The organism is Frankia sp. AgB1.9 (assembly GCF_016786355.1).
Classification (GTDB): Bacteria; Actinomycetota; Actinomycetes; order Frankiales; family Frankiaceae; genus Pseudofrankia.
In genome coordinates this window covers 37,475-62,158 of the sequence record NZ_JADWYX010000013.1, presented here as the reverse complement: position 1 = coordinate 62,158, position 24,684 = coordinate 37,475, and the positions used below count along the sequence as shown (strand labels likewise).

Sequence of the window (24,684 nt, the reverse complement as noted above, 5' to 3'; positions counted from 1 at the left end):
CGCTTGCGGCTGCCTCGGTCCCGGCTCTGACCTGGATCGACTGGCGGTGGTTGGGCATCGCTCCCCCTGGGCGAGGCTGCCGCCGGATCCGACGGCACGGATTGGACGGCGTGACCGGGCCCAAATGTTCCGCCCGCGCAGAAACAGTTCGAGAGACCTGGGAGACGGCCGCCGAAAGGGTCCCCGCCAACCGGCCTTGCCGCGCAGGGGCCGGAGCGGTTTCTTTCAACGGTTGCCGGTCTCGGCGTCCAGCGTGAGCAGGGTGCCGGCGGACGTGCCGACGGCGACGAGGGTTGACGCGCCGAGGCCGGGCAGACCGGTGATCACGATCGGGGAGGCGTCAGACAGGCTGCCGAGCTTCGCCGTCCAGCGGCTGGTGCCCGTCGCGGCGTCCAGCCCGTGCAGCCGTCCCCGAGCACCCGTGATCACCACCAGGCCGGGGGTGAGGGCCGCGTTCGCGTGGTCACCGCCGACGTGCCGGGTCCAGCGCACGGAACCGTCACGGGTGTCCACCGCGGTGAGCATCCCGCCCTGGCTGGTGAGATACGCGATCCCCTCCGGGTCGACGGCGGGTGCGGTGTAGACGCCACCGCTCAGTGGGCGGCGCCACCGCGCCTGCCCGGTCGCCGCGTCGATCCCGTGCAGCACGTGGGCATGACTTCCGACGACGACCAGGTCCGCTTCCCCCGTCGAGCCGGTCAGGACCGCCGGAGCCGACCAGATCGCCCCACCGGCGTCGTACTGCCACCGCAGTTCACCCTCGCCGGCGCCGACGGCATAGAGCCGACCGCTGCCGCAGCCGACGTAGAGCGTGTCGCCGACGACGGCCGGTGCGGCCGCGACCCAGCCGCCGGCGGGCTGGATCCACCGCACCGCTCCGGTCTCCGCGTCCAGGGCGTACACCCTGCCGTCCCAGCCGCCCGCGAACAGGACACCGCCGGACAGCGCCGGTGCCGCGTCCACGCCGCTGGCACCGTGGAACGCCCAGCGCGGCTGGCCCGTCGCCGCATCCAGGGCGAAAAGCTGGTTCGGACGGCCGCCGCAGTAGACGACACCGTCCGCGACGACGGGCGACGAACCGCCATTGCCGAGGCCGAGCGCCCAGACCTGGTGACCAGTCGCCAGGTCGACCGCGTGCAGCCTCCCGGCCAGGCCGGTCACGAACAGCGTCGGCCTTCCGCCAGGACCCGCCCCGACGGCGGGTGACCCCGCGCCGAGCCGGCTGATCTTCGTCTTCCAGATACCAGGCTGGGACACCACCGTCGGCCCGGTGCCTACGGGCGCCGCGAACCGCTGGGGCCCGGCCGGAGCAGCCGGAGGAAGTCCGCCCCATCCGGTTCCAGGCGGTGGCGTGCCCGGCGCCGGGCCGCCGGCCGCCGGCGGGACCGCCACCGGCGTGGGCCAGCCCGGCGGAACCGGGTCCGCCCAGGCGTGTGCACCGGTTCGTCGGAGCCCGCCGCGGAACAGCGCCACCTGGACCGGCGCGGTGGGGCCTGGCACCCGGGACCCGTCGCCTGCCCGCGCGGTGAGGGGCGGCTGACCGACGGGCGGGCGGCTGACCAGCGGCGGCGGAACAGGCGGGCGGCCGACGGGCGGCACGCCTACGGGCGGGCGGCTGACCAGCGGTGGCGCGCCGGTCGTGCCGGCCGCGATCAGCGCGCCGAGAGCGGTGACGGTCTTGGGATCGCCGGTGGCGCGCGGGAGCTGGCCGGTGCGGGCGCTGACCAGCTCGCTGATCCGGGGCATCCGGGTCGCGTTGCCCGTGAGGCAGATCGCGAACAGCTGGTCCGGGGCCAGACCTGCGGAGGCGATCGTGGCGACCAGCTCGTCGATGCTGGCGTCGAGCCGGTCCCCGACGGCGTCCTCCAGCTCCCGGCGGGTGACCCGGATGCCGTCGTCGAAGCCCATCAGATAGAGGGTGTGCGTCGCGGAGCGGGACAGCGATTCCTTGGCCAGGACGAGATCCTGGCGGGTGAGCGCGCGGGTGCGGTTGCCGGCGCGTGAGGTGTCCGACCAGATCCGCTCCCAGCTGGCCTGGTCGAGATCGGCGGCGTGCCCACCGACAACCTCCAGCATCGCCTCGTCGACGTCCTCACCGCCGAAGTGCCCGTCCCCACCCGGGCGGCCCACCACGGTGAAGCCACCACCGACCCGCCGGAGCACCGCCGTGTCCAACGTGCCGCCGCCGAGGTCGTACACGGCGAGGTGCGCGCCGTCGGGGATGTCCTCGCTGGCCGCGTACCAGCTGGCCGCCGCCACCGGCTCCGACACGAACACCGGGGTGGGCAGCCCCGCCTTCTCCGCGGCGAGCCGCAGCTTGTCCAGGTCGGCCGCCGTCCAGCGGGCCGGGTGAGTCAGCACCGCGCGCGACGGCGGCGTCCCGTCCGACCTCCGTCTCGCCTCCGCGGCCACCCGCCGCAGCACCGCCGCGACGACGTCGACGGTCCCGACCGTCTCCTCGCCGAGCAGGATCGCCTCCGCGGTCACCAGCGCTCGCTTCGGAAGCCGCTCCAGCCGCTCCGGAAACGCCCCGCCCTGGCTGACGGCGGTCTTCCCGGTCGTCAGCTGCCCATCTGGGTCCAGCCACACGGCCGACGGCAGATACCTGCTGTTGTCGATCTCCAGCACCTCGGCGGCCCCGCCACCAACCTGCCAGGCCGCGCACGTGAAGCTCGTCCCGAAGTCGACCGCGAGGGACCAGCCCGTCATCGCTGCCCGCTTTCCCCGGTGCCTGACGGCGTCGCGGCGCTTTGCCTGTTGGCGGCTGTCCGCTGCAGCAGCGGGCCGACGACGTCGGCAACGGCCACCCCCAGGAGCATCACGAGGCAGAACAACCCCAAATGCTTCTCGGGGCTGTGCTCAAGGCGGAGGAAAACCCAGGTCGGCGGAAGGACGATCGCCAGGCTGGCGGCAGGGAGGAACAACCCGCCCCTGTCTCGGAAAGTGAGACGGAAGCCGATCAACAGGGCCGGAATCAGTGCGGGAATCAGATCGTAGTAATAGTCCGAGGCGACCAGCGTGATTCCTGCCTGCGCGAGGACGTCGTGCCCGCCGCCGGCAGCGATGCTGGCCAGAGCGCCAACGCCGATGACGAACCCGCCCAGGGCCCGCGCGGCCGGCGTCGAGCCTCGCGCGAAGGCGACTACGGCCATCAGAAGCTGCACCGCGACCAGCGCGTAGGCGAGGTCCACGATCACCGGCTGGAACCTGAACCGGTGGCGGCCTGTCCACCCGATGTCGATACCGATGCCGTAGCCGACCAGCAGGATCGCGAGGACGACCGGCCAGCCCATGTGCAGGCCACGCGACGCGTGTCGATGCATCAGGCGAGCGGTGACCAGGAGAAGCACCGAGGCAACGATGGCGATCTTCATTGCGTAGTGCCAGTGAAACCAGAGAAGATTTTCGTGGTAGGGCTGGTCCCAGGCGAGGGTCACGCCGAGAATCCAGGCCATCGCAAGGCTTGCCCCTGTTCCAACGCCGGCAACGAGGTCCAGGACCTTGCCGGCGGAGCCCGTTCTCCAACGGCTGGGGACCAGGCTGGCCAGGAGCCCAAGAACACTGAGAACCGTCCACGTCGTGGCCGGCAGGACGGTGAAGTCCCGCGCCTGTGTGAAGACGAGAATGGTCGCCGCGATGCCGAGTGCGGCCAGCAGAATGTCCAGCCGGTCGTTGCGAACCGCGGGCCGGTCGGGGGTGGGGGTGGACTCGGCCGTTCCCACGCCGCCGTCGCCCCCGCTCCCGGTGGTGGTCCTCTCCTCGCACTCCTCGCCGCGTTCGGCCCCGCCCTGCTCCGCCTGCGTGGCGCTGGCGGTCGGCTGCGCGAGGAGGGCGCCGAGGACGACCACGGTCTTGGGGTCGTCGGTGGCGACGGGAAGGGTGCCGAGCTCCTCGGTCAGGAGCTGGCTGACCATGGGAACGGCGCTGGAGCCGCCGGTGAGATAGACGGCGGCCAGGTCGCCGGGGACCAACCCGGCGCCGCGAACGGTCGCGACGAGCTCGGCGACCGTGGCTCGCAGCCGGTCGCCGACAGCGTCCTCGAACTCGGGCCGGGTGATCCGGATGCCGTCGTCGAACTCGGGCGGCAGGACGGTCGCGCTGGGGCTGCGCGAGAGGTGTTCCTTCGCGGTGGTCAGGTCGCGGCGAAGAAGGTTCTGGCTGCGGCGGGCGGCCCGGCCGGTGCCGGCCCAGAGGCGCTCCCACGCCTGCGGCTGCGCCTCACTCGCATGCGCGGCGACGAGCTCGTGCAGCGCCTCATCGAGGTCCTCGCCGCCGAGGTGCGGATCGCCGCCGGGGCGCCCGAGGACGACGAAGCCATCCGGAGTGCGGGTGAGGACTGCGGTGTCGAAGGTCCCACCGCCGAAGTCGTAGACCGCGACGTGCGCCCCGACCGGCACATCGTGCTGGTGCGCATGCCAGACGGCGGCCGCCACCGGCTCCGGCACGAACACCGTGTTGGCGACACCGGCCTTGCTCGCGGCGAGCCGCAGCCGGGCGAGTTCGTCCTCGCCCCAGCGGGCGGGATGGGTGAACACCACCTGGTCCGGCGGCGGCCCGCCGAACCGTCGCCGCGCCTCGCCGAGGACCCGGGTGATCAGGGCGGCGACCAGCTCGGCCGTGTCGACGGTCGTGGCGCCGAGCCGGACCTGGTCGGTCGCGACGAGCGCGCGCTTGGGCAGCCGCTCGGTCCGTTCCGGCAGCAGGCCGCTCAGCGCCGTGGCCGACTGCCCAGTCACCAGCGTGCCGTCCTCGTCGAGCACGACCACCGACGGCAGGTAGCGGCTGTGCTCGATCTCGACGATCTCGGGCCGCCCCACCACGCCCGGCCCGTCACGGCCGCCGAGCACCGCGGCGGTGGTGAAGCTCGTGCCGACATCAATCGCCAACACCCAGCCAGCCATATTTCCGTTCCCCCCGGAGCAGTGACGGCGTCCAGGCCTCGGCGTCCGCGCACCAGCTGGGCGCCGGACCCCTCGACGAACGTTGGACGCCGCCGCGGGCCGAAAAGGTCCTGAGACTGAATGACCCCGCCCGGTCAGGATCGGGCGGGGTCGTCGTCGCCTACCTGGCGGGCGTAGAGGTGGGCGTAGGCGCCGCCGCGGGCGAGCAGGTCGTCGTGGGTGCCTGACTCGACGACCTGCCCGTCCGCCATCACGTGGATCACGTCCGCGTCGACGATGGTGGACAGCCGGTGGGCGATCACGACCCGGGTCCGGCCGACCCCCAGGCGGGCCAGCGCCTCCTGCACGATCTGCTCGGTGACCGAGTCGAGCTGGGAGGTCGCCTCGTCGAGGACGAGCATCGGCGGGTCCGCGAGCAGCACCCGGGCCAGCGCCACCCGTTGCCGTTCGCCGCCGGAGAGCTGGTATCCCCGCGCGCCGACGACCGTCTCCAGCCGTTTCGGCAGCTTCTCCAGCAGCGAGCCGAGGCCGGCGTCGAGCGCGGCCGCCTCCAGCTCGGCGTTGGTGGCGTCGATCCGGCCGTACCGGATGTTCGCCGCGATCGTGTCGTGGAACATGTACGGGTCCTGCGGGACGACGCCGACGATCGAGCGCAGCCGCCGCCAGTCCATCGTCGCGAGGTCCTCGCCGTCGCAGCGGATGTGGCCGCGGGTGGCGAGGTAGAGGCCGGCGAGCAGGCCGCCGAGCGTGCTCTTGCCGGCGCCGCTGGCCCCGACGATCGCGGTCTTCGCGCCGGCGGCGGCCACCAGGTTGAGGTTCCGCAGGGCCCACTCCTGCTCGACGCCGGCGGCGGCGTCCGCCGCTGCCGCGGCGGCGAGCTCGGCCTCCTCGCGCCGGTTCTCGGCCGCCTCGGCGCCCTGGACGTCCCACCAGCGCCGGCCGAGCTCCCGGCCGGCCGCGGTCCAGTCGGATCTCGGGTCGCGTTCGTAGCGGAACCAGAGATCCTCGATCCGGATCTCGGGCGCCGACCGCCAGGTCCGCGCGTAGCCGGCGTCGGCCTCGCCCGGCTGCGCGGGCACCAGCGGCCCGCGGGACGGCGTCCCCGCCGCGGCGGCCCGACCGGGACCGACGACCGGCAGGTCACGCACGTCCGTGTCGACGTCGAGCAGCCCGAAGACCCGTTCGAAGGCGACCCCGGCGTCCAGCAGGTCCGAGCGGCTCTCGGCCAGCCCGGTCACCGGCCGGTAGGCGTAGACGAGGGCGCTCGCGAAGGCGAGCAGGGTCCCGATCGTGGCCCGGTCGGTGCTGACCAGCCACGAGCCGAAGCCGACGACGATGACGACCGCGACCGCGGACCCGGCCGACGACATGAGCTGGGCGCGGGCGTTGACCTGGTTGCGCCGCTGCGCGGTCCGGCGGATGCCGTCGGCGATCTCGGCGTACCGGCGTGACTCGTGCTCGGTGCGGTCGAACAGCCGGATGTGCAGCGCGCCGGAGACACCGGTCGTGTCGCCGATCTGGGCGAAGTGCTTCACCCGCAGCTTGATCAGCTCGACGGACAGGCTGCGGCCCTCCCGGCGCCCGACGGCCAGCAGGGCGAACACCCCGGGCGCGAGCACCAGCGACACGGCGGCGAGCCGCCAGTCGAGGACGGCGATGGTCGCGACGCCGACGACCGCGCTGATCGCGGTCGTCACCGCGCGCGGCAGCACCATCGCGACGGCGGTCTCGATCTCGTCGGCGTCCCGGCCGAACAGGGTGAACAGCTCGCCCTGGCGCTGCCCCGGGAAGAACGCGAACGGCACCCGCAGCAGCTGGTCGTGCACCGCCTGCCCGGCGCGCTGCCCGACCAGCTCGCCGAGCCCCGAGCTGAGCACCGACGAGACGGCGTTCGCGAGGGCCTGCAACAGCGCGACGACGAGCAGGGCCGCCACAGAGACGATCAGCGCCGAGTTCCCGTGCGGCGCGGTGAGGCCGGTGTCGATCAGATGTCGCAGGATGAACGGCGCGGCCGCGAAGGAGAGCGCGCCGGCGAGGTCCATCGCGACGATCGCGACGAGCCTGGGCCCCGCGTCGTCGAAGAACCGCACGCTGCGCCGCGCGGTCGTGCTGCCCGTGAGCCGCCCCAGCAGCCAGGCCGTCGCCCGCGGGACCAACGGCACTCGCAGCCCGGCCGTGGCTGCTGGCGGGACCGTCGACCCCCCGACCACCGACACCCCTGTCGGGTCCGACACCCCAGCCCCAGACCCCTTGTACTTGTCCGCCACAGGAACCACCACCCCCGTGCTAGGTCCACCTGACAACCGGAGAACCTAACCCGGGTATGTGACAGTTTTTCGGGCCTTCGGTCAGGCCGCCGCGAGCTGACCCAAGACCGGCGGGAGCTCGCCGGTGTGCACGACGGTGAGCGACCGGGTCGCGCGGGTGAGCGCGACGTAGAGGTCGGCGAGACCGCGCGTAGGCCCGGCGAGCAGCTCAGCGGGTTCGACCAGCAGGACGGCGTCGAACTCCAGGCCCTTGCTGTCGGCGACGCTGAGCACGGCCACCCGGGCGTCCAGCACGTCCGCGTTGGTCCCGTCCACGCTCCTGGCCGCCGCGGCGCCGGCCCGGGCGCCCGCGCCGTTGCGGGCAGGGTCGACGTCCGGGTTCCCGGCGGCGCCGAGCAGCTCGGGCGCGACCCGCCAGAGCGCCGCGCGCACCGCCGGCAGCGCCGGGGGCGCCGTGATCACCGCGATCCGGCCCTCACCGATCATCCCGGCGGTCCGGATCGTCTCGGCGACGACCGCGTCGACGAGCGCCGCCTCGGCCCGGTCCCGGTCGGCCTGGGTCCGGCCGGCCCACGTCCGCTCGGCCGGGCCGCCGTCGAGCCGCTGCTGGTCGGCCTGCTCCCCGGGCGCGCCGGCCCGGATCGCCAGCGGCTTCTCGCCGACCGAGCGGACCGACTCCGGCGGCGTCGCGCCGGGCACGGCCACGGCCAGCACGTCGGCGGCCACGTTCATGATCTCGCGGGGCGTGCGGTAGTTGACGGTGAGCCGCTCGACCCGGAACCGGTCCCCGACATGGGGGGTGAGGATCTGCGCCCAGTTCGTCGGCGCGCCGGGGCGGGCCGCCTGGGCGAGGTCGCCGACGAGGGTGGCGCTGCGCGCCGGGCAGCGCCGCCACAGCAGTCGCCAGAGCATCGGCGAGACCTCCTGTGCCTCGTCGACGATCAGGTGGCCGAACGCCCACTCGCGGTCGGTGGCGCCATGCTCGGCCGCGCTCGCCCGCCGTCGCGGGCCGCGCCAGCGGTCGGCGACGGTCTCGGCGTCGAGCTGGCCGGCCAGGCCCAGCATCTCCAGGACGTCCTCGGCGTAGCGCATCTCGGCGGCGCGCTCGCGGGCCGCGCGCGCCTCGGCCGCCGCCCGGCTGCCCTCGTCCGGGTCACCGAGCAGCTCGGCCGCCTCATCCAGCAGCGGGACGTCGGCGACCGTCCACACCCGGTTGACCTGGCCACGGCGCGGCGGCGGCGGCCGCTCGGCGGCTTCCAGGGCGCTGAAAAGGTCATCACCGCCGGTCCCGGCCGTCGCGGCGCCCTCGTCTGCCGAGCCGGCGGCGCCTCCGGACGCGCTGGGCCCGCCTCGGCGGAGCAGGGCCTGCTCGGCAGGGGTCAGGGTCCTGGCGACCGCGCGGGCGAGCAGGTTCGGGTCGGAGTAGAGCCGGTCGAGCAGCTGGGCCGGGGTGACCCGCGGCCACAGCGCGTCGAGCTCACGGCGGACCACCGGGTCGGCCCACAGGCCCTCGCGGACGTCGGCGCGCTCGTCGTCGTCGAGCAGCCCGCCGGAGATCTGCTTCACGACCTGGCTGGTGAGCTCGTCCAGCAGCTCGCGCAGGAACACCAGCCTCGCGCCGTTGTGCGGGCGGCGGCTGCGCCGGGCCCGAGTGCGGGCGCGGGCAACCGTGTCCCGATCCAGCCGCAGGACCCGGTCGTCGTCATGGAGGATCTCGATCGTCCGGCGCGGCAGCCGCTGGTGGTCACGCACCGCTGCCGCGAGCACGGCGGCCATCCGCTCGTCACCCTTGACGGTCGCGACCGCGACCGGGTCGGTGGCGGTCGCCGCGACGCCGGGGTAGAGCCGCCCGGGGGTCGCGAACACCACGCCGGTCTCGCCGAGCGACGGCAGCACCTGGTCGATGTAGCGCAGGAACACCGGGCTCGGCCCGACGATCAGGACACCGGAGCGCTCCAGCCGGGCCCGCTCGGTGTAGAGGAGATAGGCGGCCCGGTGCAGGGCGACCGCGGTCTTCCCGGTCCCCGGCCCGCCGTCGACGACCAGCACCGATCGGGAGTCGGCCCGGATGATGCGGTCCTGTTCGGCCTGCAGGGTGGCGATGATGTCGCCCATCCGGCCGGTGCGCGGCGCGGACAGCGCGTCCAGCAGCATCGTGTCGCCGGTAGGCGTGTCAGCGGCTGGAGCGGAGCCGTCGGCGTCCGGGGTGGTCCGGCCGGCCTCGCCGGGGCCGACGGCCAGCAGGTCGTCGGCGACACCGGTGACCTCACGGCCCTTGGTGCGCAGGTGGCGGCGGCGGGTCAGCCCGCGCGGGTCGGCGAGCGTCGCCTGGTAGAAGGCCGTGGCGACCGGCGCGCGCCAGTCGACGAGGATCGGCTCCTGCTCGACGTCGGAAAGCCCGATCCGGCCGATGTAGGTGCGCGCGCCGTCGAAACGGTCCATCGCTCCGAAGCACAGCCGGCCCTCGGCGGCCTCCAGCCTGGACAGCCGTTCGGCGTGGGTGGCCGCGAAGACGTCGCGTTCCACCACGGACTGCGGGGTCCCGGTGCCGACGTCGAGCAGCACCTGGCGCAGCTGGCTGCGGGTGAGGTCGCTGACCTCGTCGAGCCGGGAGTACAGGAGATCCAAGTACGCCTGTTCGCGGGCGAGCCGCGGGTCACGGGTCGAGGACACGGCGCTCCTCCGCGGCTGGGGAGCCCGCGCTCCGCGCCGGCGGGGGCGGACGGGCTCGACTGACTGGGACTGGCTCGTTCGGCGGTCGCATCGGCGACAGGCGCGAAGCCTGCACCGTAACAGCCGAACCACCGGCAATCTTCCCAGCCCCGCGCGCGCCGCCCGCGCGGGCTACCGGGTGGAGGCCGCGTCGCGGACGTCCTCGGTGTCGTGCTCCAGCCGGCTGCGCACGAGCGCGGCCACCAGCTTGGGGAACTGGTCTCGGTCGATCAGGTCCAGCAGCCGCCGCGGCTCGGCGGGCAGGCCGAGCTCCCGGGCGGTCTGGCGGGTACGGGCGTCGACGTACGGGATCAGCTCGTCCCAGCCGGCCTGTGCCTCCCGCAGAAAAATGTCGGCGCCGACCGGCCCGATGCCCTTGACCTGCAGCAACAGGTCGCGCTCGCGGTCGCGATGGTGGTCGGCCGCCTCGCGGACCGCCCGGATGTCGCCGTCGTAGGTCTCCAGCAGGTAGTGGCACGACTCGCCGAGGATCCGGGCGGTGCTCTCGTCGTACCGCGCGTAGCCGTGCTTGTTGAGCACCTGGACCCGCTGCTCCCAGGTGGTCTCGGCCATGACCCGCGGGCTGGTCCAGCCTTGGTCGAACAGAGCGTTCGCCGCTTCCAGCGCGGCCGAGGACCGGATCCGGGCGCTCGCGAGCGTCGCGAACACCAGCAGCCGGAACATGGCCTCGGCGGTGTCGGCGGGGACGTCGGCCGTGAAGTCGTCGGCGAACGTCCGGCCATGACGAGACATCAGCTCGGCAATCACAGCCTCGGGATCGGCTACAGCCATTCCCACGGTTTACCCACGATCGCAGCCGGTCACTCAGGACGCGGACTACACCAGGCCCTTGCCGACACTCGTAGACCACTCTGCGAGGATTTCTCGGGACGATATGCCCTACCGTGACCCGCGAACGCCAGCACGGGTCCGGCGGCGCCGGCGGCGACCAGCGAGGGGGAAGCGCGACAGTGCTGCTCCACGTGGTCTTACGCCGGTTTCCGCGCCTGGCCGGCCGGCGGCGACCCGGTACGGGACGCGGTGGCGCTCGGCCGGCGTCTCCCAGACCGGGTGGAGTGGCACGGGCATGTTGACTCCCCTGGGCCCCACCGACCGTCGGTCCGTCGGCCCCTACCGGCTGCGGGGGCGGCTCGGCTCCGGTGGCATGGGCACCGTCTACCTCGGGGTGAGCACGGACGGCCAGCCGGTCGCCGTGAAGGTCATCCGGGCGGACCTGCTGGACGAGCCCGAGTTCCGCGGTCGGTTCCGCCGCGAGGTCAGCGCGGCGGCCCGGGTCCGCGGCAGCTGCGTCGCCCAGGTGCTGGACGCCGACCCGGACGCCGACGAGCCGTGGATGGTGACCGAGTACGTCGAGGGCGCCAACCTCATGGCGGCGGTCACCCGCGGCGGCGCTCTGCGCAGCGCGAACCTGCTCACGCTGGCCGTCGGGCTCGCCGAGGGCCTGGTGGCCGTGCATGCCGCCAACGTGGTGCACCGCGACCTCAAGCCCGCGAACATCCTGCTCTCCTGGGAAGGCCCGAAGATCATCGACTTCGGGCTGGCGCGAGCCGAGGACCTCACCAGCAACACCAGCACCGGCAACGTCATCGGGACGGTCGCCTGGATGGCGCCCGAGCAGCTCAACGGTGACCCGGCGACCCGGGCCACCGACGTCTTCACCTGGGGCATGTGCGTCGCCTTCGCCGCTCGCGGCCGCCACCCCTTCGACGCGCAGACCGCAGCCGCGACCGCGATGCGCATCCTGTCCACCGAGCCGGCCCTGGACGGCGTGCCCGACGAGCTGCTGCCCGCCGTCAGCGCCGCCCTGCGCCGCGATCCAACCCAGCGGCCCGACGCCGTCGCGCTGGTCGCGATCCTCACCGGGCAGCCGGTCGAGGACCCGGTCGAGGCCGGCCCCGCTGCCCGGCGGCTGCTGGCCGACTGGGAGCCGCCCGCCGCGACGCCCGGGACGACCGCGGGCCTCGCCCTGATCGGCGGAAGCCGCTCGGCTGCCGACGCTCCTGTCCCGGCCGCCCGCGCCGGGACCGTGCTCGAGCCCGCTGGGAGCGCGCTGCCGGCCGGCGGACCCGCGCCGCAGGCGGTCGGGCCCGCGCACGCGGCGGACGGGGTCGGTGTCGCGCTGGCCGGCCTGGTCAGAGCGCTCGCCAGCCCGGCTCCGCCAGCCGTGGTCAATCCGGTCGACGACGACCCGAACGAGTCCACCACGCCACTGGTCCGCCCGCCGGCCGCCGCCGAGCCTCGGGCCGCCGCAGCGGGCGCCGCCATGACGGGCGCCGCCGTGACGGGCGCGCGGTCCGAGCGGGTCGGCGTCGTCGACGGGTCGGCGTTCGCGCTGTTCGCCCAGCCTGGGGACGCGGCCGGGCCGGTCGCGGTCTCCGACGCCGCCGCCCCGCAAACCCAGGCCGAAGCCGCCGCACCGTCGTCATCGGTCGCGGCGGCAGCCCAGGCGCCGGCGCGGGCGGTCGCGGCGCAACCAGTGGCGGCGCAGGCGGCGGCGCAGCCGGTCCAGGCGCCGGCAAGTGCCACGGGCACCGCGGCGGCACCAAGGGAGCTCGGGGCTCGGGCGCTGCGCCGCCGGCGCCGCCGCCGTCGACTGGTGCTGCTCGCGCTGGTGGCGGTCATGCTCCTGATCGCGGCCCTGATCGCGAGACCGCTGATCGAGGCCGACCGCGCCGGGGGTGGGCCGACCGCCGCCGCGAACGGGTCAGCCGGCCCGTTGACGGCCGGCGCGACCGGCCGGTCAGCCATGGGTGGCCCGGCCGGCGGGCCAGGCCGGGTGAACGGCGGGCCCGCGGGAGCGTCCGGCCCCGACCAGCTGGCGGCCACGGGCGCCGGTACCGCGGAGGTGTCGGGCGTGGCGACACCTCCGAGTGGTCAGGCCACGGCCCCGCTGGGACAGCCGAGCTCCTCCGGCCTCCCGATCGACGCCGCCCCGCCCGCACGAACGACCGTCGTCAACTCGAACGGCGGGCCGGTGACGGTCTACCTCGGCCCGACGACCCTCAGCCTGTTCGGCGGCGCGAGCGGCACGGTTCCCAGCGGCACGCCGGTGGACGTCTACTGCGGGGTCTACGCCCAGCAGGTCACGGCCGGCAACACGACGACCAGGCTGTGGGTCTACACCAGCTCGGGCTGGATTCCGGCTGGGTACGTCCAGTCCGGCACTTCCGCGCCATCCGGCGCGCCGGCCTGCGTCGGCTCGGTCAGCCGGCCCCAGCTCGGTTCCAGCGCACCCCGGCCGGACACCGGGCCGTTCCCGGTCACCAAGACCGTCGCGGTCCTCCAGATCGTCGGCGGCGTGGTCGGCGCGCTGACGAACGCGCTGCTCGGCGCGGACCCGGTGGGCCAGCTGGTCGGCGGGGCGCTGGTCGTGCTGCGCTGCCAGCAGACGGACGGGAACAACACCGTCTGGGACCAGCTGCTCTCCGGTGGCTGGGTCCAACACTCCTACATCTACAGCGGCACGAACGGCTCGCCCGCCCCGTCCTGCTGATCCGCCCCGCGCTGGCCCTGCTCCGGTCCGACGCCGTGCCGGGCCCGCGTGTTCCGGTCCGGCCCTGCTCTGGTCCGGCGTGCTCCGGTTCGGCCTGCTCCGGCTGACCCGCGCCTTCTGACCCGCTCCGTCGGGGCGGGACGGCCCACTCCCGGCCGGACTTCGGCTCTTGTCGGGGATGACGGCGCCTCGCGGGGAAGGTAGTCGGTAAGGATGGCATCGGCTGCCGGGGCTGCTGCCGCGCCGGGCCCGGCCGCAGGTTCGCGCCCTGGCCGGCCGTGAAGCGAGGGGACGGACCATGTCCATGGAAGGAACGACGATCTCCGCGGCACAGGTCCAGGCCGCGGTCGAGTCCGCCGGCCTCGCGCCGTCGATCCACAACAGCCAGCCGTGGAAGTGGCGGCTGCGCGGCGACACGCTGGAGCTGTCCGCCGACCTGAGCCGAGCGCTTCCCGTGATCGACCCGGACCATCGCCAGCTGCTGGTCAGCTGCGGTGCCGCGCTGCTCAACGGCTGGCTGTCGTTGCGAGCGGCCGGGCTCGACGTCGAGGTCGCCGAGCTGCCAGACGGCCCCGACATCAGCACCGGGCGGCTGGCCACACTGCAGGTCCTGGGCAACCGGCCGCCGACCGAGGACGAGTCCCGGCTGGCCGCGGCGATCACCCAGCGACACACCGACCGACGCCCGTTCGGGCCCGGTGCGGTGCCCGCCGACGAGATCCGCGAGCTGCGCCACGCGGCCGAGGCCGAGGGCTGCTGGCTGTCCGTGCTGACCGGCGAGGACGCCCGGGTGGAACTGGCGGTGCTCCTCGCCAGGGCCGACTGGTTCGAGCACCACGACCCGCATTACCTGGCCGAGCTCGCCACCTGGACGCGGACCGACCCCGACGCCGTCGACGGCATCACCTGGGCGACGGCCGACCCGGGCGCGAAGCCCCAGTACGCCGAGTTCCCGCTGCGCGACTTCACCGGCGGCGCCGGTGCTGGTCCTGGTCCTGGCGCCACCGGCGCCGGTGCCGGCCGGGCCGACGCGGGTCCGGCTCTCGATGACCGGGTCGAGCATCCGGAGGCACTGGTGCTCGGCACCGACGCCGACGGGCCGGCGGACCGGCTGCGCGCCGGCCGTGCGCTCGGCCGGGTGCTGCTGGCGGCGACCACCGCCGGGCTCGGGACGTCCCCACTGGGCCAGGCGGTCGACATCGAGGCGACCCGCACGCTGGTCCGCTCGGCGACGGGCGGCGCCGGCCATGCCCAGATGATCCTGCGCGCCGGCTACCCGGACCGCTCCGTCCCGCCCCTGACCCCGACCAAGCGCCGCCCAGTCTCCGAGGTCCTGGAACACGTCAGCATGACCTGACTCTGCTGCAGGCATAGCGAGGGCGGCGCCGCTGGGGTTTGATCGCCGTTTTGGCCCTCTGGTGGTCGCGAATGGCCAACGGCTACAGCCACGCGAGGGCCAAGACAGCAATCTTGCTGGTCGCGGTCGGCGGAACACGCGGAACCGCAACCACGGCGCATGAACGAGCGCGAGCAAGATCGACGCCGCCGAGGCTCGGCTCGCGCCCAGTCTGGGCCTGACCGACGCGGTCGAGGCCCATAGGTCCGGTCAGGGGACGTAGGACCAGCCGGACCATTGAGTCACGGTGATCAGGATCGCGGGCCCGGACGGGGGCTGTTCGCGGTATTGCGGGTAGCGGGCGGACAGCGCGCGCACCGCCGCGGCGTGGTCCGGATGCCTTGGCTCGACGACCTGGGCGACGCCGTCCGCTCGGGCCCACCACAGACGAGTCCACTCGTCGTCGTACTCGTCCACGAGCAGGGTCACGCGCGGTTCGTGGGCGATGTCGTCCAACCGGCGCAGCCGCGTCGTCCGCTTCGGCTTGTGGTCAACCGCAGTCACGATCGTTCCCAGGGGGTCCAGCGTCCCCAATGTGTACCGCGCGCCCAGAGCGTCCGGCGCCCCCACGGCGTCTGACGCCCCCAGGGCGTTTGGTGCCCCCAGAGCGGCCGGCTCGGGCAGGAGCGCGAAAGTGACGGGCACGAGCCGGGGCGCTCCACCGGCCGCGACGGTCGCGAGCCGCGCGACCCGGGCGGCCGCGAACCGGGCGCGGGCCTCACCCGGCGTCACCGCGTGCGCCCGTCCTGACCTCGGAACAGGTCCATGGACCGGATCAAACAGCACACTCCCCTGGGCCGCGCTGCTTTCGTTCGGCACCGCGAGTTCGTCCACCACCGCCCCTGGGGCAGAATGCCGCGAGTCCTACGACGTGGTCGAGACGGGGCCACGATCGGTGGCCTTGACGGATGACTCGTTCAAGGGACCGCTTGCTCGATGCCCGGCGGGGAGATAGCGGACCAGAGCGCATCTACTTCCGCGCAAAGTTACCCGTCGGTATGCTCACCGTGCCGTACCGCACGACCGCAGCGGAGGGAACGAACCGCGATGGGCTTCAGCCTCGACCTGACGGACGAGCAGAGCGAACTGCGCGACTGGGTGCACGGCTTCGCCGCCGAGGTCGTCCGGCCGGCGGCGTCTGAATGGGACGAGCGGGAAGAGACGCCCTGGCCCGTCATCCAGGAGGCCGCCAAGATCGGCCTCTACGGGTTCGACTCGCTAGCGACCATGTTCGGCGACGAGACCGGCCTGTCGCTGCCGATCGCCTCCGAGGAGCTGTTCTGGGGCGACGCCGGCATTGGCCTGGCCATCATGGGTAGCAGCCTCGCCGCAGCCGGGATCTCGTCGGCCGGCACGCTGGAGCAGCTCGTCGAGTGGGCGCCGCAGTGCTACGGCGATGCGTCAGACCCGAAGCTCGGTGCTTTCTGCGTCTCCGAGCCCGGCGCCGGCTCCGATGTCTCCTCGCTTCGCACCAGGGCCCGCTACGACGAGGCCACCGACGAATGGGTGCTCAACGGTCAGAAAGCCTGGATCACCAACGGCGGCATCGCGAACATCCACGTCGTCGTCGCCTCCGTCGACCCGGAGCTCAAGTCCCGCGGCCAGGCCACGTTCGTCATCCCGCCGAACACCCCCGGCCTGGTCGCCGCCAAGAAGATCAAGAAACTCGGCCTGCGTGCCTCTCACACGGCCGACCTCTTCTTCGACGACGTCCGGGTCCCCGGCAGCTGCCTGCTCGGCGGCAAGGACAAGCTCGACGCCCGCCTGGCCAAGGCCCGCGAAGGCGGCCACTCCCGCGGCCAGGGCGCGATGGCGACCTTTGAACGCACCCGCCCCACCGTCGGCGCCCAGGCGGTCGGCATCGCCCGCGCCGCCTACGAATACGCCCTCGACTACGCCAAGACCCGCGAGACGTTCGGCCGCCCCATCATCGAGAACCAGGCGATCGCGTTCGCCCTGGCCGACATGAAGACGGAGATCGACGCCGCCCGGCTGCTCATCTGGCGAGCGGCCTGGATGGGCAAGCAGGACAAGACGTTCGTCGCCGGCGAGGGCTCCATGTCCAAGCTGAAGGCCGGCGAGGTAGCCGTCGCCGTCACCGAGAAAGCCGTCCAGATCCTCGGCGGCGCCGGCTACAGCCGCGAGCACCCGGTCGAACGCATGTACCGCGATTCTAAGATCTACACGATCTTCGAGGGCACGAGTGAGATCCAGCGCCTGGTGATCGCCCGGGCCATCTCTGGCGTGCACATTCGCTAAGGGTTGGTTAGCGGTCGCTCACCACGAGACATCGCTCCACAAGATCGCGTCGACGTATAGTCGACAGCGAGTTCGCCGGCCAGCGCCGCGCCGCCAGACAGCCCAGACACGGGCGGTCCGGAGGCCCTGTGCGGAGGAGCAAGCCGCCTCCGGCCGACCCTGTTCTATTGGTACGTGACGGCTGGCTCAGCTTCACGGCCCCGCTCGGCCCGTCTTGGCTCGCGGCCGGTCGCAGCGAGCACACCCTCGGGCTGCCGGTCGTTGTTCGGCTCGTCGGCGCGCAGATCGACGAGGGCCGCGCCACGCCCTTCGTTACGGTCGCAGTGACAGAGCGGCCGCCGGTGACGTTGGCGGCGACTGTCGCGGTGACCGTGTTGTCCGCGATGACGTTTGTGAGGAGGCTGCGGGTGTTCCTTGCGGTGACAACATCCGGTATGAGACGACGTCCGGTCCGGCCGAGCGACGGCGTGGCCTCACGCGCAGGAGATCGGCTTGGCGCGTGCCGAGGCGCCGCGTGACGGCAGTGGGCCGGTTTCGAGCATCGCGGCGCCGGGCGCCCCGGACTTGGTGATGCAGACCGGCTCGTGGCGCGGCGCGTCTCGCGCGAGTCCGGGCCGAGGCGGACGCTCGAACCGCGGGCTGTTTGTTATGGCTTGTCGGTGGCTGTGAGGCCGGGCGGGACGGCTTCAGGCCGTTCGCCGGTGAATGCCTCGACGGCGGCAACCGTGTCCCGGGCGGTGGCGGACCCGCGGAAACGCGGCCCGGATAGCGCGTGGCTGACGCGGGTGACGCTGGCGCGGATCTGGTGGACGCGCCGTTCCGGTGGGATCGCGAGGACGGGCGCAATCGCGTCGATGGCGCCATCGAGGGCAGCTCCCCGAACGCGGGCCAGGGCCAGGTCGGCGCGGGCGATCGCTTCGGAGTTGTAGGAGCGTTCGGCTGGCGGGGCGGTCTCGTAGGCGGTGAGGGCGTGTTGGGCGGCGCGTTCGGCCCCTGCGGCGTCGGGGAGCCAGGCGGCGGTGCCGGCGGCGATGCCGAGTTGTTCGGGCAGCGGGAGGGCGAGGATGCCGCCGAGGTCGTCCAGGTCATCGGGGGTGATCTGGTCCCGCAGGTCGCTGGCACGGGTGAGCGCGGCGGTTGCGAGGCCGGCGCGGCCGGCGGCGGCCCAGGCGCGGGCTTCCTGGATAGCGGGCAGGACAGCCAACGAGCCGCGGACTGTGCGGGCTTCGTCGGCGGCTTGCTGGGCAAGGTGGGCGGAGGCGGTGTGTTGGCCGGCCCAGTAGGCGGTGGCGGCTTGTTCGGTGCGGACGAACAGGCGTAGTCCGTCGTGGCCGGCGCGGTCCGCGCAAAGCAGGGCGCTGCGCTGGTAGGCCTGGGTGCTGTCGTGCTGGCCGAGGTCGCGGGAGGTGTGGGCGAGCATCGCGCAGACGACGCCGCCGAGGAAATACAGGTCGCGGCTGCGCGCGGGTGAATTTGGGGCCTCAAGGAGGCGGAAGACGGCGCGGCGGGCGGTGACGAGGTCCTCCGCGAGGAACGTCAGGCGGTCGCCGTAGGTGCGGGCGAGGCGACGGACATCCGACCAGAGCAGGTCGAGGATCTCGGCCGGGCTGGCGTCCTCGGCGCGGGCGAGGAACCGCAGTGTGTCCTCGGCGTCTTCAGCCATGAGGGTTGCCTTCCCCGAAAGGTGGCCGGGCCGCTGCGACGGTGCGGGCGCCGCTCGCCCAGGGTAGGTGTCCGCGTTCCGCGGAACCGGGGTCAGAGCCGAAGCGGTCGTGGACGCCGGCGGGCCGAGAAGGGCGGCGGCGGGCTGGTCGAACATGGCCTCGAGGACCCGGCAGGCGGCCGGGAACGGCCGGGTGACGAGCGTGCCGGCGAGCCAACGCTTCGCCTGCCGGTCGGTGATGCCATGGGTGCCGGCGCCGATCGCCGTCGCCGTGTCGGCGAATGCGGCGCAGAACTCCTCGACGGTCAGGCAGCGCTGGGTGACGAGGGACGCGAGCAGGGTTCGGGGCGGGGAACTCATCGTGGCAGCCGTCCTCAGGAGCGGCGGGACTCCCTTCGATGATCCCCTCACCGGCGGCCGTTTGTCCTGGCCCGGCCGCGGACGTCGTCGAGACGTCCCTCAGATGCCCCGAAGACGCCCCGGCTGAGCGGACGAGACGTCGCGCAGAGTTCGCCGATCCCGTCACTGCCAGAAAGGAGACCAGCACCAATAGTGGCGCATGCCGGCACCGGTCGGGCTGGCGATGCTCCCCCGGCCAGCACCGGTCTCACCGGCACGGCGGCGGTGGGCTCCACGGAATGTCAGGCGGGAGGAACCTTGACGGTCACGATGATCGAGCTGGACGGCGGCGACGGACTCGGACCAGAGACGGTCGAACTGGAACGCTTCCCCCTGCCTCGCAAGGCTGGTGTGCTGCTCGGGCTAAGGCCGTGGCCAGAATTCATCCCAGCCGGCGTGCTGACGGCCGAAAGCGTCGCCCGATCAATGGCACGGCGCAACGCCGTACAGGCACTCGCCATCTGCCCAGCACTGGTCTCGCCCGCACAGACCATGCTGGCCCTCGCCGTCGCGCGACGACTCTCCGACCAGCGCGCCGCCGTCCCGACCGGCCACCCGGTCCCAGTGATCACCTGCGCGGTGCGGCCACGGTGCGCCTGGGAGAACGGCACGATCGTCGTCCCCCACCCGGTCACGGTCTTCACCCGCGGCGCCGCCCAGTCCCGCGTCATCTGGGAACTCACCGACACCGACCACCCCGACATCCTGTTCCCCGAACTCCGCCCCGTCGGCACGTCACCACGAGCCGCCGTCGCATGACACCCGAGATGCAGATAACCGAGAACACAGCCCCCGCTTCGACCGGCCACGCAAACTTCGGCGTACCGTTCGCCGATCTGCCAGAGTCCCATGACGCAGTTCCGGCCTGATGCAGGGCTGTTTCGAGATTGGCCCTATTGCAGATCAGGTGGTGACGCAAGGCAACCCGGACCCTCGTAGTGAAATCAACGATCCGACTGGACCAATGCCCCCGGCACCTGTAGCGGTTTCACCTGCAGCACCGGTCCCCCGTCGTCAGCCGCTTCGACGCATCACCAGCAGCCGTTGAGCATACGATTCGGCATCAGCAGAACTAGCATTGCGCACGTAAGGGGGTGGTTCTTCGCGCATTGCTTGCCTAGCGAGATTTTCCCATTCGTCATCTGACGACCAAGTCGCTGCGCCACCACCACGGATTGTCAAGAGCTCGAACGGGCTGGAGGTGCCTCGGTCTTCCGATCTCGAATCCCGCAGGAGAGGCAGATTAAGGCCCCCCGAGTAGACCGCACTATATGCCCGATTCGCGAGATCAGAGGATTTCAGACCATATTCAGAGGAAATGCGACGCAGCTTGGCCGTACGAGGCCGATCAGATCCCCCCGGACACCGTTCTGGGTCGCACAGCAAACAGGACCACGGACGAGCGTGGGGCATTATCTCCGCAAGCGACACCTTGCGGTGCGACGCAAATTTCTTCGCCACTTCAGCAGTAATGAATGTTACTCCGTTATAGACGCCGTAGGAATTTCCAAGCGGACAACTGGATACGCGGTTCGGTTGCGGTCCGTTGTAGAGAACATAAATCGCCGGAAGGCCACACTGCCTACTCGCCTCGAGCAGCTGGTCTACCTGCTTCACCCACGGTCCGTATCGGCTTTCCCTCGTCGCGTGCCAGAATTCATACCATGGCTGACCGCTAGTATTATGGTGCAGTCGCTTCGCCTGGACAAGCATTCCGAACCAATAGCGTTCACCCTCCCACCACCACTCCCAGTCGGCACCGGTAGCAGCCTCTTGCTTGCGAGTGAATGTCTTTACCTGAATATTTGGAACCTGGAGGGCGATGTCGAGAAGAATTGACTCGGTGACGGTTTCTTCACTCTGGGAGATTCCAATACGAATTCCATCGCCGATTCTCTGGTGAACCCAGAATGCTCGCTGAACGAGTCCCTCTCGGATTACATCGACGCGAGTCACGTGATTCCTTCACCGACCTTTGTTCTCACTGGGAGTATTTCTCGGGTTGCCGGCCTGGAATGCCGCGACGCTCTCGGCAATTTCCGACAGTTTGACAAGAAGAGTCGTTACCGGCCGGCGGAGATCGAGGACGTGGCAGCGAATTCGGGGGCCGGAGCCCCGGATGCCATAGCTCGTCGGGACTCCGCCGGCGTAGATGAGGTGGCCTTCGGGGAGATCGAGGGCGGTGCAGTAGGCGATCAGCTGGTAGAGGTCGTCGGCGGGGAAGTCATGGCCTTTCGGGGATTTGTATTTGGCGTCGAGGACGGCGAGGCAGCGGCCGTCGCGCCACCAGGTGATGTCCGGGCGGGGGGCCAGACGGCCGGACTCGTCGAGGTGGATCACGCGCTGACCCTCGACGACGCCGCCGTACGGTTCGAGCGCGATGCGGACGGTCGCGGTCAGCCAGTCCTCGTAGACCTTGTTCATGTCGAAGAGGAAACCGGTGGCCGCGACGGTTGGGCCGCCGGGCGCGTTCGGGGCCGCGGGCATGTCGATGCCATGGTTTGCGAGGACGATCTGGGCCAGGCGCAGGGCCGGCTGGTAGCGGCGGTTCAGCCTGCTCACCGCGGGCATCGGCAGCCGCGTGCCGGGAGGACGCTGGGTGACGTCGGCAAGGCCGCGGTTCAAGCGGTGCAGCTCAATGCGGGTGGCGGCCGGCACACCAGGCAGTCGCAGGAGGCGGCGAGTCGCGGCGAGCAGGAGGTGGTTCTCGGGAATGTCGGCGGTGTAGTCGTCGTAGCGGACCTCCAGCGGGTAGACGCGGCCGAGGCGGGTGCGCAGCTGGTCGGCCTCGCGCAGGCGGCCGCGCAGCATTGGCGAGGTTTCTTCGACGGTCTGGTAGCCGCGAAGCACCCCCGGAGCGAGGGCTCGGCCGGCGCGGTGCGCGAACGCTACGGCGAGGCCGGCGACGAGGTCGTCGGTCTCTTCCAGGTCGACGTCGTCGTCACGCCAGCCGGACTGGTTCTGGGCGTGACCGATGAGCCACAACAGCCGGGCGACTCCGACCTTCGGCGTGAGGACGAGCTCGACGTCGCCGGCACGGACAAGACCAACGGTCGACGACGCAGCGAGGCGGATGACGCCATCGAGATCACGGCTGACCTTCACCGCGCCAGTGGCCTCGAACGTCCGCGCGATCTCAGGCGATAGACCCGGAATGCGGTCGCTCTTGTATTCGGCGAGGACGATGCGTTCGGGCATCAAGGCGTTCAGTCAGCCGTGGCGTCGGTGCTGTCGACCGCCGTGTCCGGATCGGATGGTTGGCTGGGGACGTCTGGCGCGGACTGCCCCGTCAGTACCCTGGGAAGCAGTGCACCAAGGCCGTAGCGCTCAAGGACGTAAGCGGCGACGTCGGGGTGCTCGCCGAGGTGGCGCTCCTCCAGCAGCGGGAGGATCTGCGTGCGCCAGATACGGCCCAGGCCCAGCTCGGTATCGACGCGACGGTTCATCAGGTAGGACGGGCCGACGGCCGCGTCCCGGTCGGCGATCTCCGCGTTCAGCGCGTCCAGAAGGTCGGCGACGTAGGCCGGCAGGCCTTGACGGGTCAGCCAGCGACGCAGCATCTCGCGGACGGGCGGCACGCTCGGGAACAGGCCCTGCCAGGCGAACCTGCGCCGCATCGCCGCGTCGACCAGCGCGATCGACCGGTCGGCGGTGTTCATCGTGCCGATCAGGAAGACATTGGCGGGCAGAACGAAGTCCTCGTCCGGGGAGTACTGCAGCTGGATCGTCCGGTCCCGGTACTCCAGCAGGAAGTACAGCTCTCCGAACACCTTCGCGAGATTGGCCCGGTTGATCTCGTCGATGACTAACACATAGGCGCCCGACGGGTTCCCGGCGGCCGCCGCGACGAGCCGGCGAAACGGGCCGTGCTCCTTCGCGAACCGGAACGACTCGCCGCCGGCAGTCGAAGGGCGGAAGCCCTCGACGAAATCCTCGTAGGCGTACGACGGATGGAACTGCACCAGCCGGTGGTCACCATCGGTCTGCTCGGCCGCGAATCGCGCCAGCGCCTGGGCGAGATAGGTCTTGCCGGTGCCGGGCGGCCCATAGAGGACCAGGTGCTTCTTCTCGTTCAGGAGATCCATCGTCTCGGCGAGCCAGCCAGGTTCGACGAGAAGCTCGTCCGCCAGCTCGATCCCCGGTACCGGGAGTGCCTTCAGCGGTAGCCGGACCTCGACGACCAGGTGCTGGTCCGCGGCGGCGGATAGCGGCAGGTCATCCACGTCGACGGCGCCCAGATCTTCCGGCGCCTCATCGTCGCCCGTGACCACCTGGATGAGCTGGAGAATCTCGGTCCGGGTCTCGCCGAGGTCACTGATCGCCAGCTGACCCGACAGCCGGTCTCGCGCCGTGTCGGAGAGGTCGGCGCGAGGGAAGGGGCGTTCGGCGTTGAGCCAGCGGACGGCGCGCCGTCGGTCGGCCAATGGACTCTCGGGTGCCCAGGCCGGTTCGCCGGTCACGAAACCGGCATAGACACGAGCCTCGTTGACGGTCACGACGAGGTCGCCGACCTTCATCCGGTTGAAGAAACGGTCCAGCAAGGTTACCCGAGCCCCCTCCTGGTTCGGGCTCAGACCAGGTTCAGTCTCCCGGACCAGCTTGGCCAGCGCGATACGCGACAGCCCAGGCGCGATCGCGCCGTAGTCGGGAAGGGACAGCGCGCAGTAGCCGTCGCGCAGCCAGTCCGGCACCAGATTCTTACCTGCGACGTTGGCGCCCCGCACCAGCCAGCCTGGCTGGGACGACGCGGCCGGCTCCGAATCCTGCTGCGCTGCCAGCCACTGCTCCCGCCACGGAGACTGGAAGAAGTTGACCGGCTGGCGGTACTTCGCGCGCATTGCCTGCCAGAAGGCGGCGAAATCGATCTCGATGTCGCCGGAGGCTGGCAGCGGCTCTATCTGGTCGGAGAATGCCTGCATGATCGCGGCTGGGTGGTCGGCGCGGAGGCTGTTGAGGAAGACATCCGGAAAAGCCAGGTGCAGGAGGGCACGCCGCTGGCCGGCCGCGGTCGTGTTCGGAAGTTGGTCGAGCAGCTCGCGCAGAACCCACGGGTCCGCGAGGAAGGCGCTCCGCGCCTGCTCGGGCTCATTCTTGAGGTGCGCCACGACCTCCGCCAGCCAGGTCACCTGGGCGGCCCGGTACGTGTTGTAAGCGACACCGACCTTCAGCACACCGCTGTCCAAGGCCGCGTCGAGATCGGCGGGCAGCCGCACCGCGCCGTCCATACCGCCGAAAACCCCCCGGATCGCGACCCGCTTCGTCGTGCCCTTCATCACCGAGCCGGGCAGCAGGTGAAAGTAGATGAGCTCCGCCGCGAGCTGGACAACCTCCAACCCCGCGCCCGCCAGCTCCGACCGCAGCTTGTCCAGGAAAGAACTCCCGGCACCCGCCGAAGGATGCGCCAACCGGCTGGCCAGCTCACGGGCGTTGGCCTGGGTCCAGATGGCCCGGCCGGGCGTGAACACGGAGTCGTCCTGGACGAAGCCCCGTTCCAGCACCTGCAGAGCCGCCGCGTAGACCAGCTCCTCACCGCTCACGGTGACCCCTTCGTATAGCGATAGTCGACGAGAGAA

General features: G+C 71.9%; 14 protein-coding genes. 4 read left to right on the top strand and 10 right to left on the bottom strand.

The window, feature by feature from the left end; all coding sequences use genetic code 11:
- Positions 1-225 precede the first annotated feature (225 nt).
- The 5 genes from I6A60_RS06890 to I6A60_RS06870 all read right to left on the bottom strand — a co-directional run bounded on the left by I6A60_RS06890 (position 226) and on the right by I6A60_RS06870 (position 10,672).
- On the bottom strand, positions 226-2,709 hold the full coding sequence (locus I6A60_RS06890) for a PQQ-binding-like beta-propeller repeat protein (protein WP_203016530.1): 2,484 nt from the start codon (positions 2,707-2,709) through the stop codon (positions 226-228).
- Positions 2,706-4,889: an Hsp70 family protein gene (locus tag I6A60_RS06885; protein WP_203016521.1), complete on the bottom strand. Its 2,184-nt coding sequence runs from the start codon at positions 4,887-4,889 to the stop codon at positions 2,706-2,708. The genes I6A60_RS06890 and I6A60_RS06885 overlap by 4 nt, the downstream gene beginning before the upstream one ends.
- A gap of 146 nt (positions 4,890-5,035) precedes the next feature.
- Complete coding sequence (locus tag I6A60_RS06880; RefSeq protein ID WP_307873558.1) at positions 5,036-7,177, bottom strand: ABC transporter ATP-binding protein; 2,142 nt, start codon at positions 7,175-7,177, stop codon at positions 5,036-5,038.
- 72 nt (positions 7,178-7,249) lie between these two features.
- A complete protein-coding gene (locus tag I6A60_RS06875; protein ID WP_203016519.1) occupies positions 7,250-9,841 on the bottom strand; it encodes an ATP-binding domain-containing protein in 2,592 nt (863 codons plus the stop codon).
- Positions 9,842-10,012: 171 nt separating this feature from the next.
- Positions 10,013-10,672, bottom strand: coding sequence for a hypothetical protein (locus tag I6A60_RS06870; protein WP_203016510.1), 660 nt, complete (start codon positions 10,670-10,672; stop codon positions 10,013-10,015).
- A gap of 295 nt (positions 10,673-10,967) precedes the next feature.
- Here I6A60_RS06870 and I6A60_RS06865 point away from each other — a divergent pair, with 295 nt between their 5' ends.
- Both I6A60_RS06865 and I6A60_RS06860 read left to right on the top strand, forming a co-directional pair.
- The gene (locus I6A60_RS06865; RefSeq protein WP_203042283.1) at positions 10,968-13,394 is read left to right on the top strand and encodes a serine/threonine-protein kinase; all 2,427 of its coding nucleotides are present in this window, start codon (positions 10,968-10,970) and stop codon (positions 13,392-13,394) included.
- A gap of 298 nt (positions 13,395-13,692) precedes the next feature.
- Positions 13,693-14,751 carry a nitroreductase gene (locus tag I6A60_RS06860; RefSeq protein WP_203023012.1) on the top strand — a complete coding sequence of 353 codons (1,059 nt, stop codon included), beginning with the start codon at positions 13,693-13,695 and terminating at the stop codon, positions 14,749-14,751.
- Positions 14,752-15,000: 249 nt separating this feature from the next.
- Here I6A60_RS06860 and I6A60_RS06855 read toward each other — a convergent pair whose 3' ends face one another.
- On the bottom strand, positions 15,001-15,522 hold the full coding sequence (locus tag I6A60_RS06855) for a TIGR03668 family PPOX class F420-dependent oxidoreductase (RefSeq protein ID WP_307873557.1): 522 nt from the start codon (positions 15,520-15,522) through the stop codon (positions 15,001-15,003).
- 315 nt (positions 15,523-15,837) lie between these two features.
- Between I6A60_RS06855 and I6A60_RS06850 the strand changes: the two genes are divergently transcribed.
- On the top strand, positions 15,838-17,049 hold the full coding sequence (locus I6A60_RS06850; RefSeq protein WP_203023011.1) for an acyl-CoA dehydrogenase family protein: 1,212 nt from the start codon (positions 15,838-15,840) through the stop codon (positions 17,047-17,049).
- A gap of 646 nt (positions 17,050-17,695) precedes the next feature.
- Here I6A60_RS06850 and I6A60_RS06845 read toward each other — a convergent pair.
- A complete protein-coding gene (locus tag I6A60_RS06845; protein ID WP_203023010.1) occupies positions 17,696-19,072 on the bottom strand; it encodes a hypothetical protein in 1,377 nt (458 codons plus the stop codon).
- 297 nt (positions 19,073-19,369) lie between these two features.
- Here I6A60_RS06845 and I6A60_RS06840 point away from each other — a divergent pair, with 297 nt between their 5' ends.
- On the top strand, positions 19,370-19,870 hold the full coding sequence (locus I6A60_RS06840; RefSeq protein WP_203023009.1) for a hypothetical protein: 501 nt from the start codon (positions 19,370-19,372) through the stop codon (positions 19,868-19,870).
- A gap of 255 nt (positions 19,871-20,125) precedes the next feature.
- On the opposite strand, the gene I6A60_RS43915 is transcribed toward I6A60_RS06840, so the two are convergent.
- Genes I6A60_RS43915 through I6A60_RS06830 form a run of 3 tightly spaced genes read right to left on the bottom strand, consistent with a single transcriptional unit; the run spans position 20,126 to position 24,648 of the window.
- On the bottom strand, positions 20,126-21,067 hold the full coding sequence (locus tag I6A60_RS43915) for a DUF6615 family protein (RefSeq protein WP_374113362.1): 942 nt from the start codon (positions 21,065-21,067) through the stop codon (positions 20,126-20,128).
- Positions 21,068-21,076: 9 nt separating this feature from the next.
- A complete protein-coding gene (locus I6A60_RS06835; RefSeq protein WP_203023008.1) occupies positions 21,077-22,309 on the bottom strand; it encodes an McrC family protein in 1,233 nt (410 codons plus the stop codon).
- An 8-nt stretch (positions 22,310-22,317) separates the two neighbouring features.
- Entirely contained in the window at positions 22,318-24,648 is a 2,331-nt protein-coding gene (locus I6A60_RS06830) for an AAA family ATPase (protein WP_203023007.1), read from the bottom strand.
- Positions 24,649-24,684 lie beyond the last annotated feature (36 nt).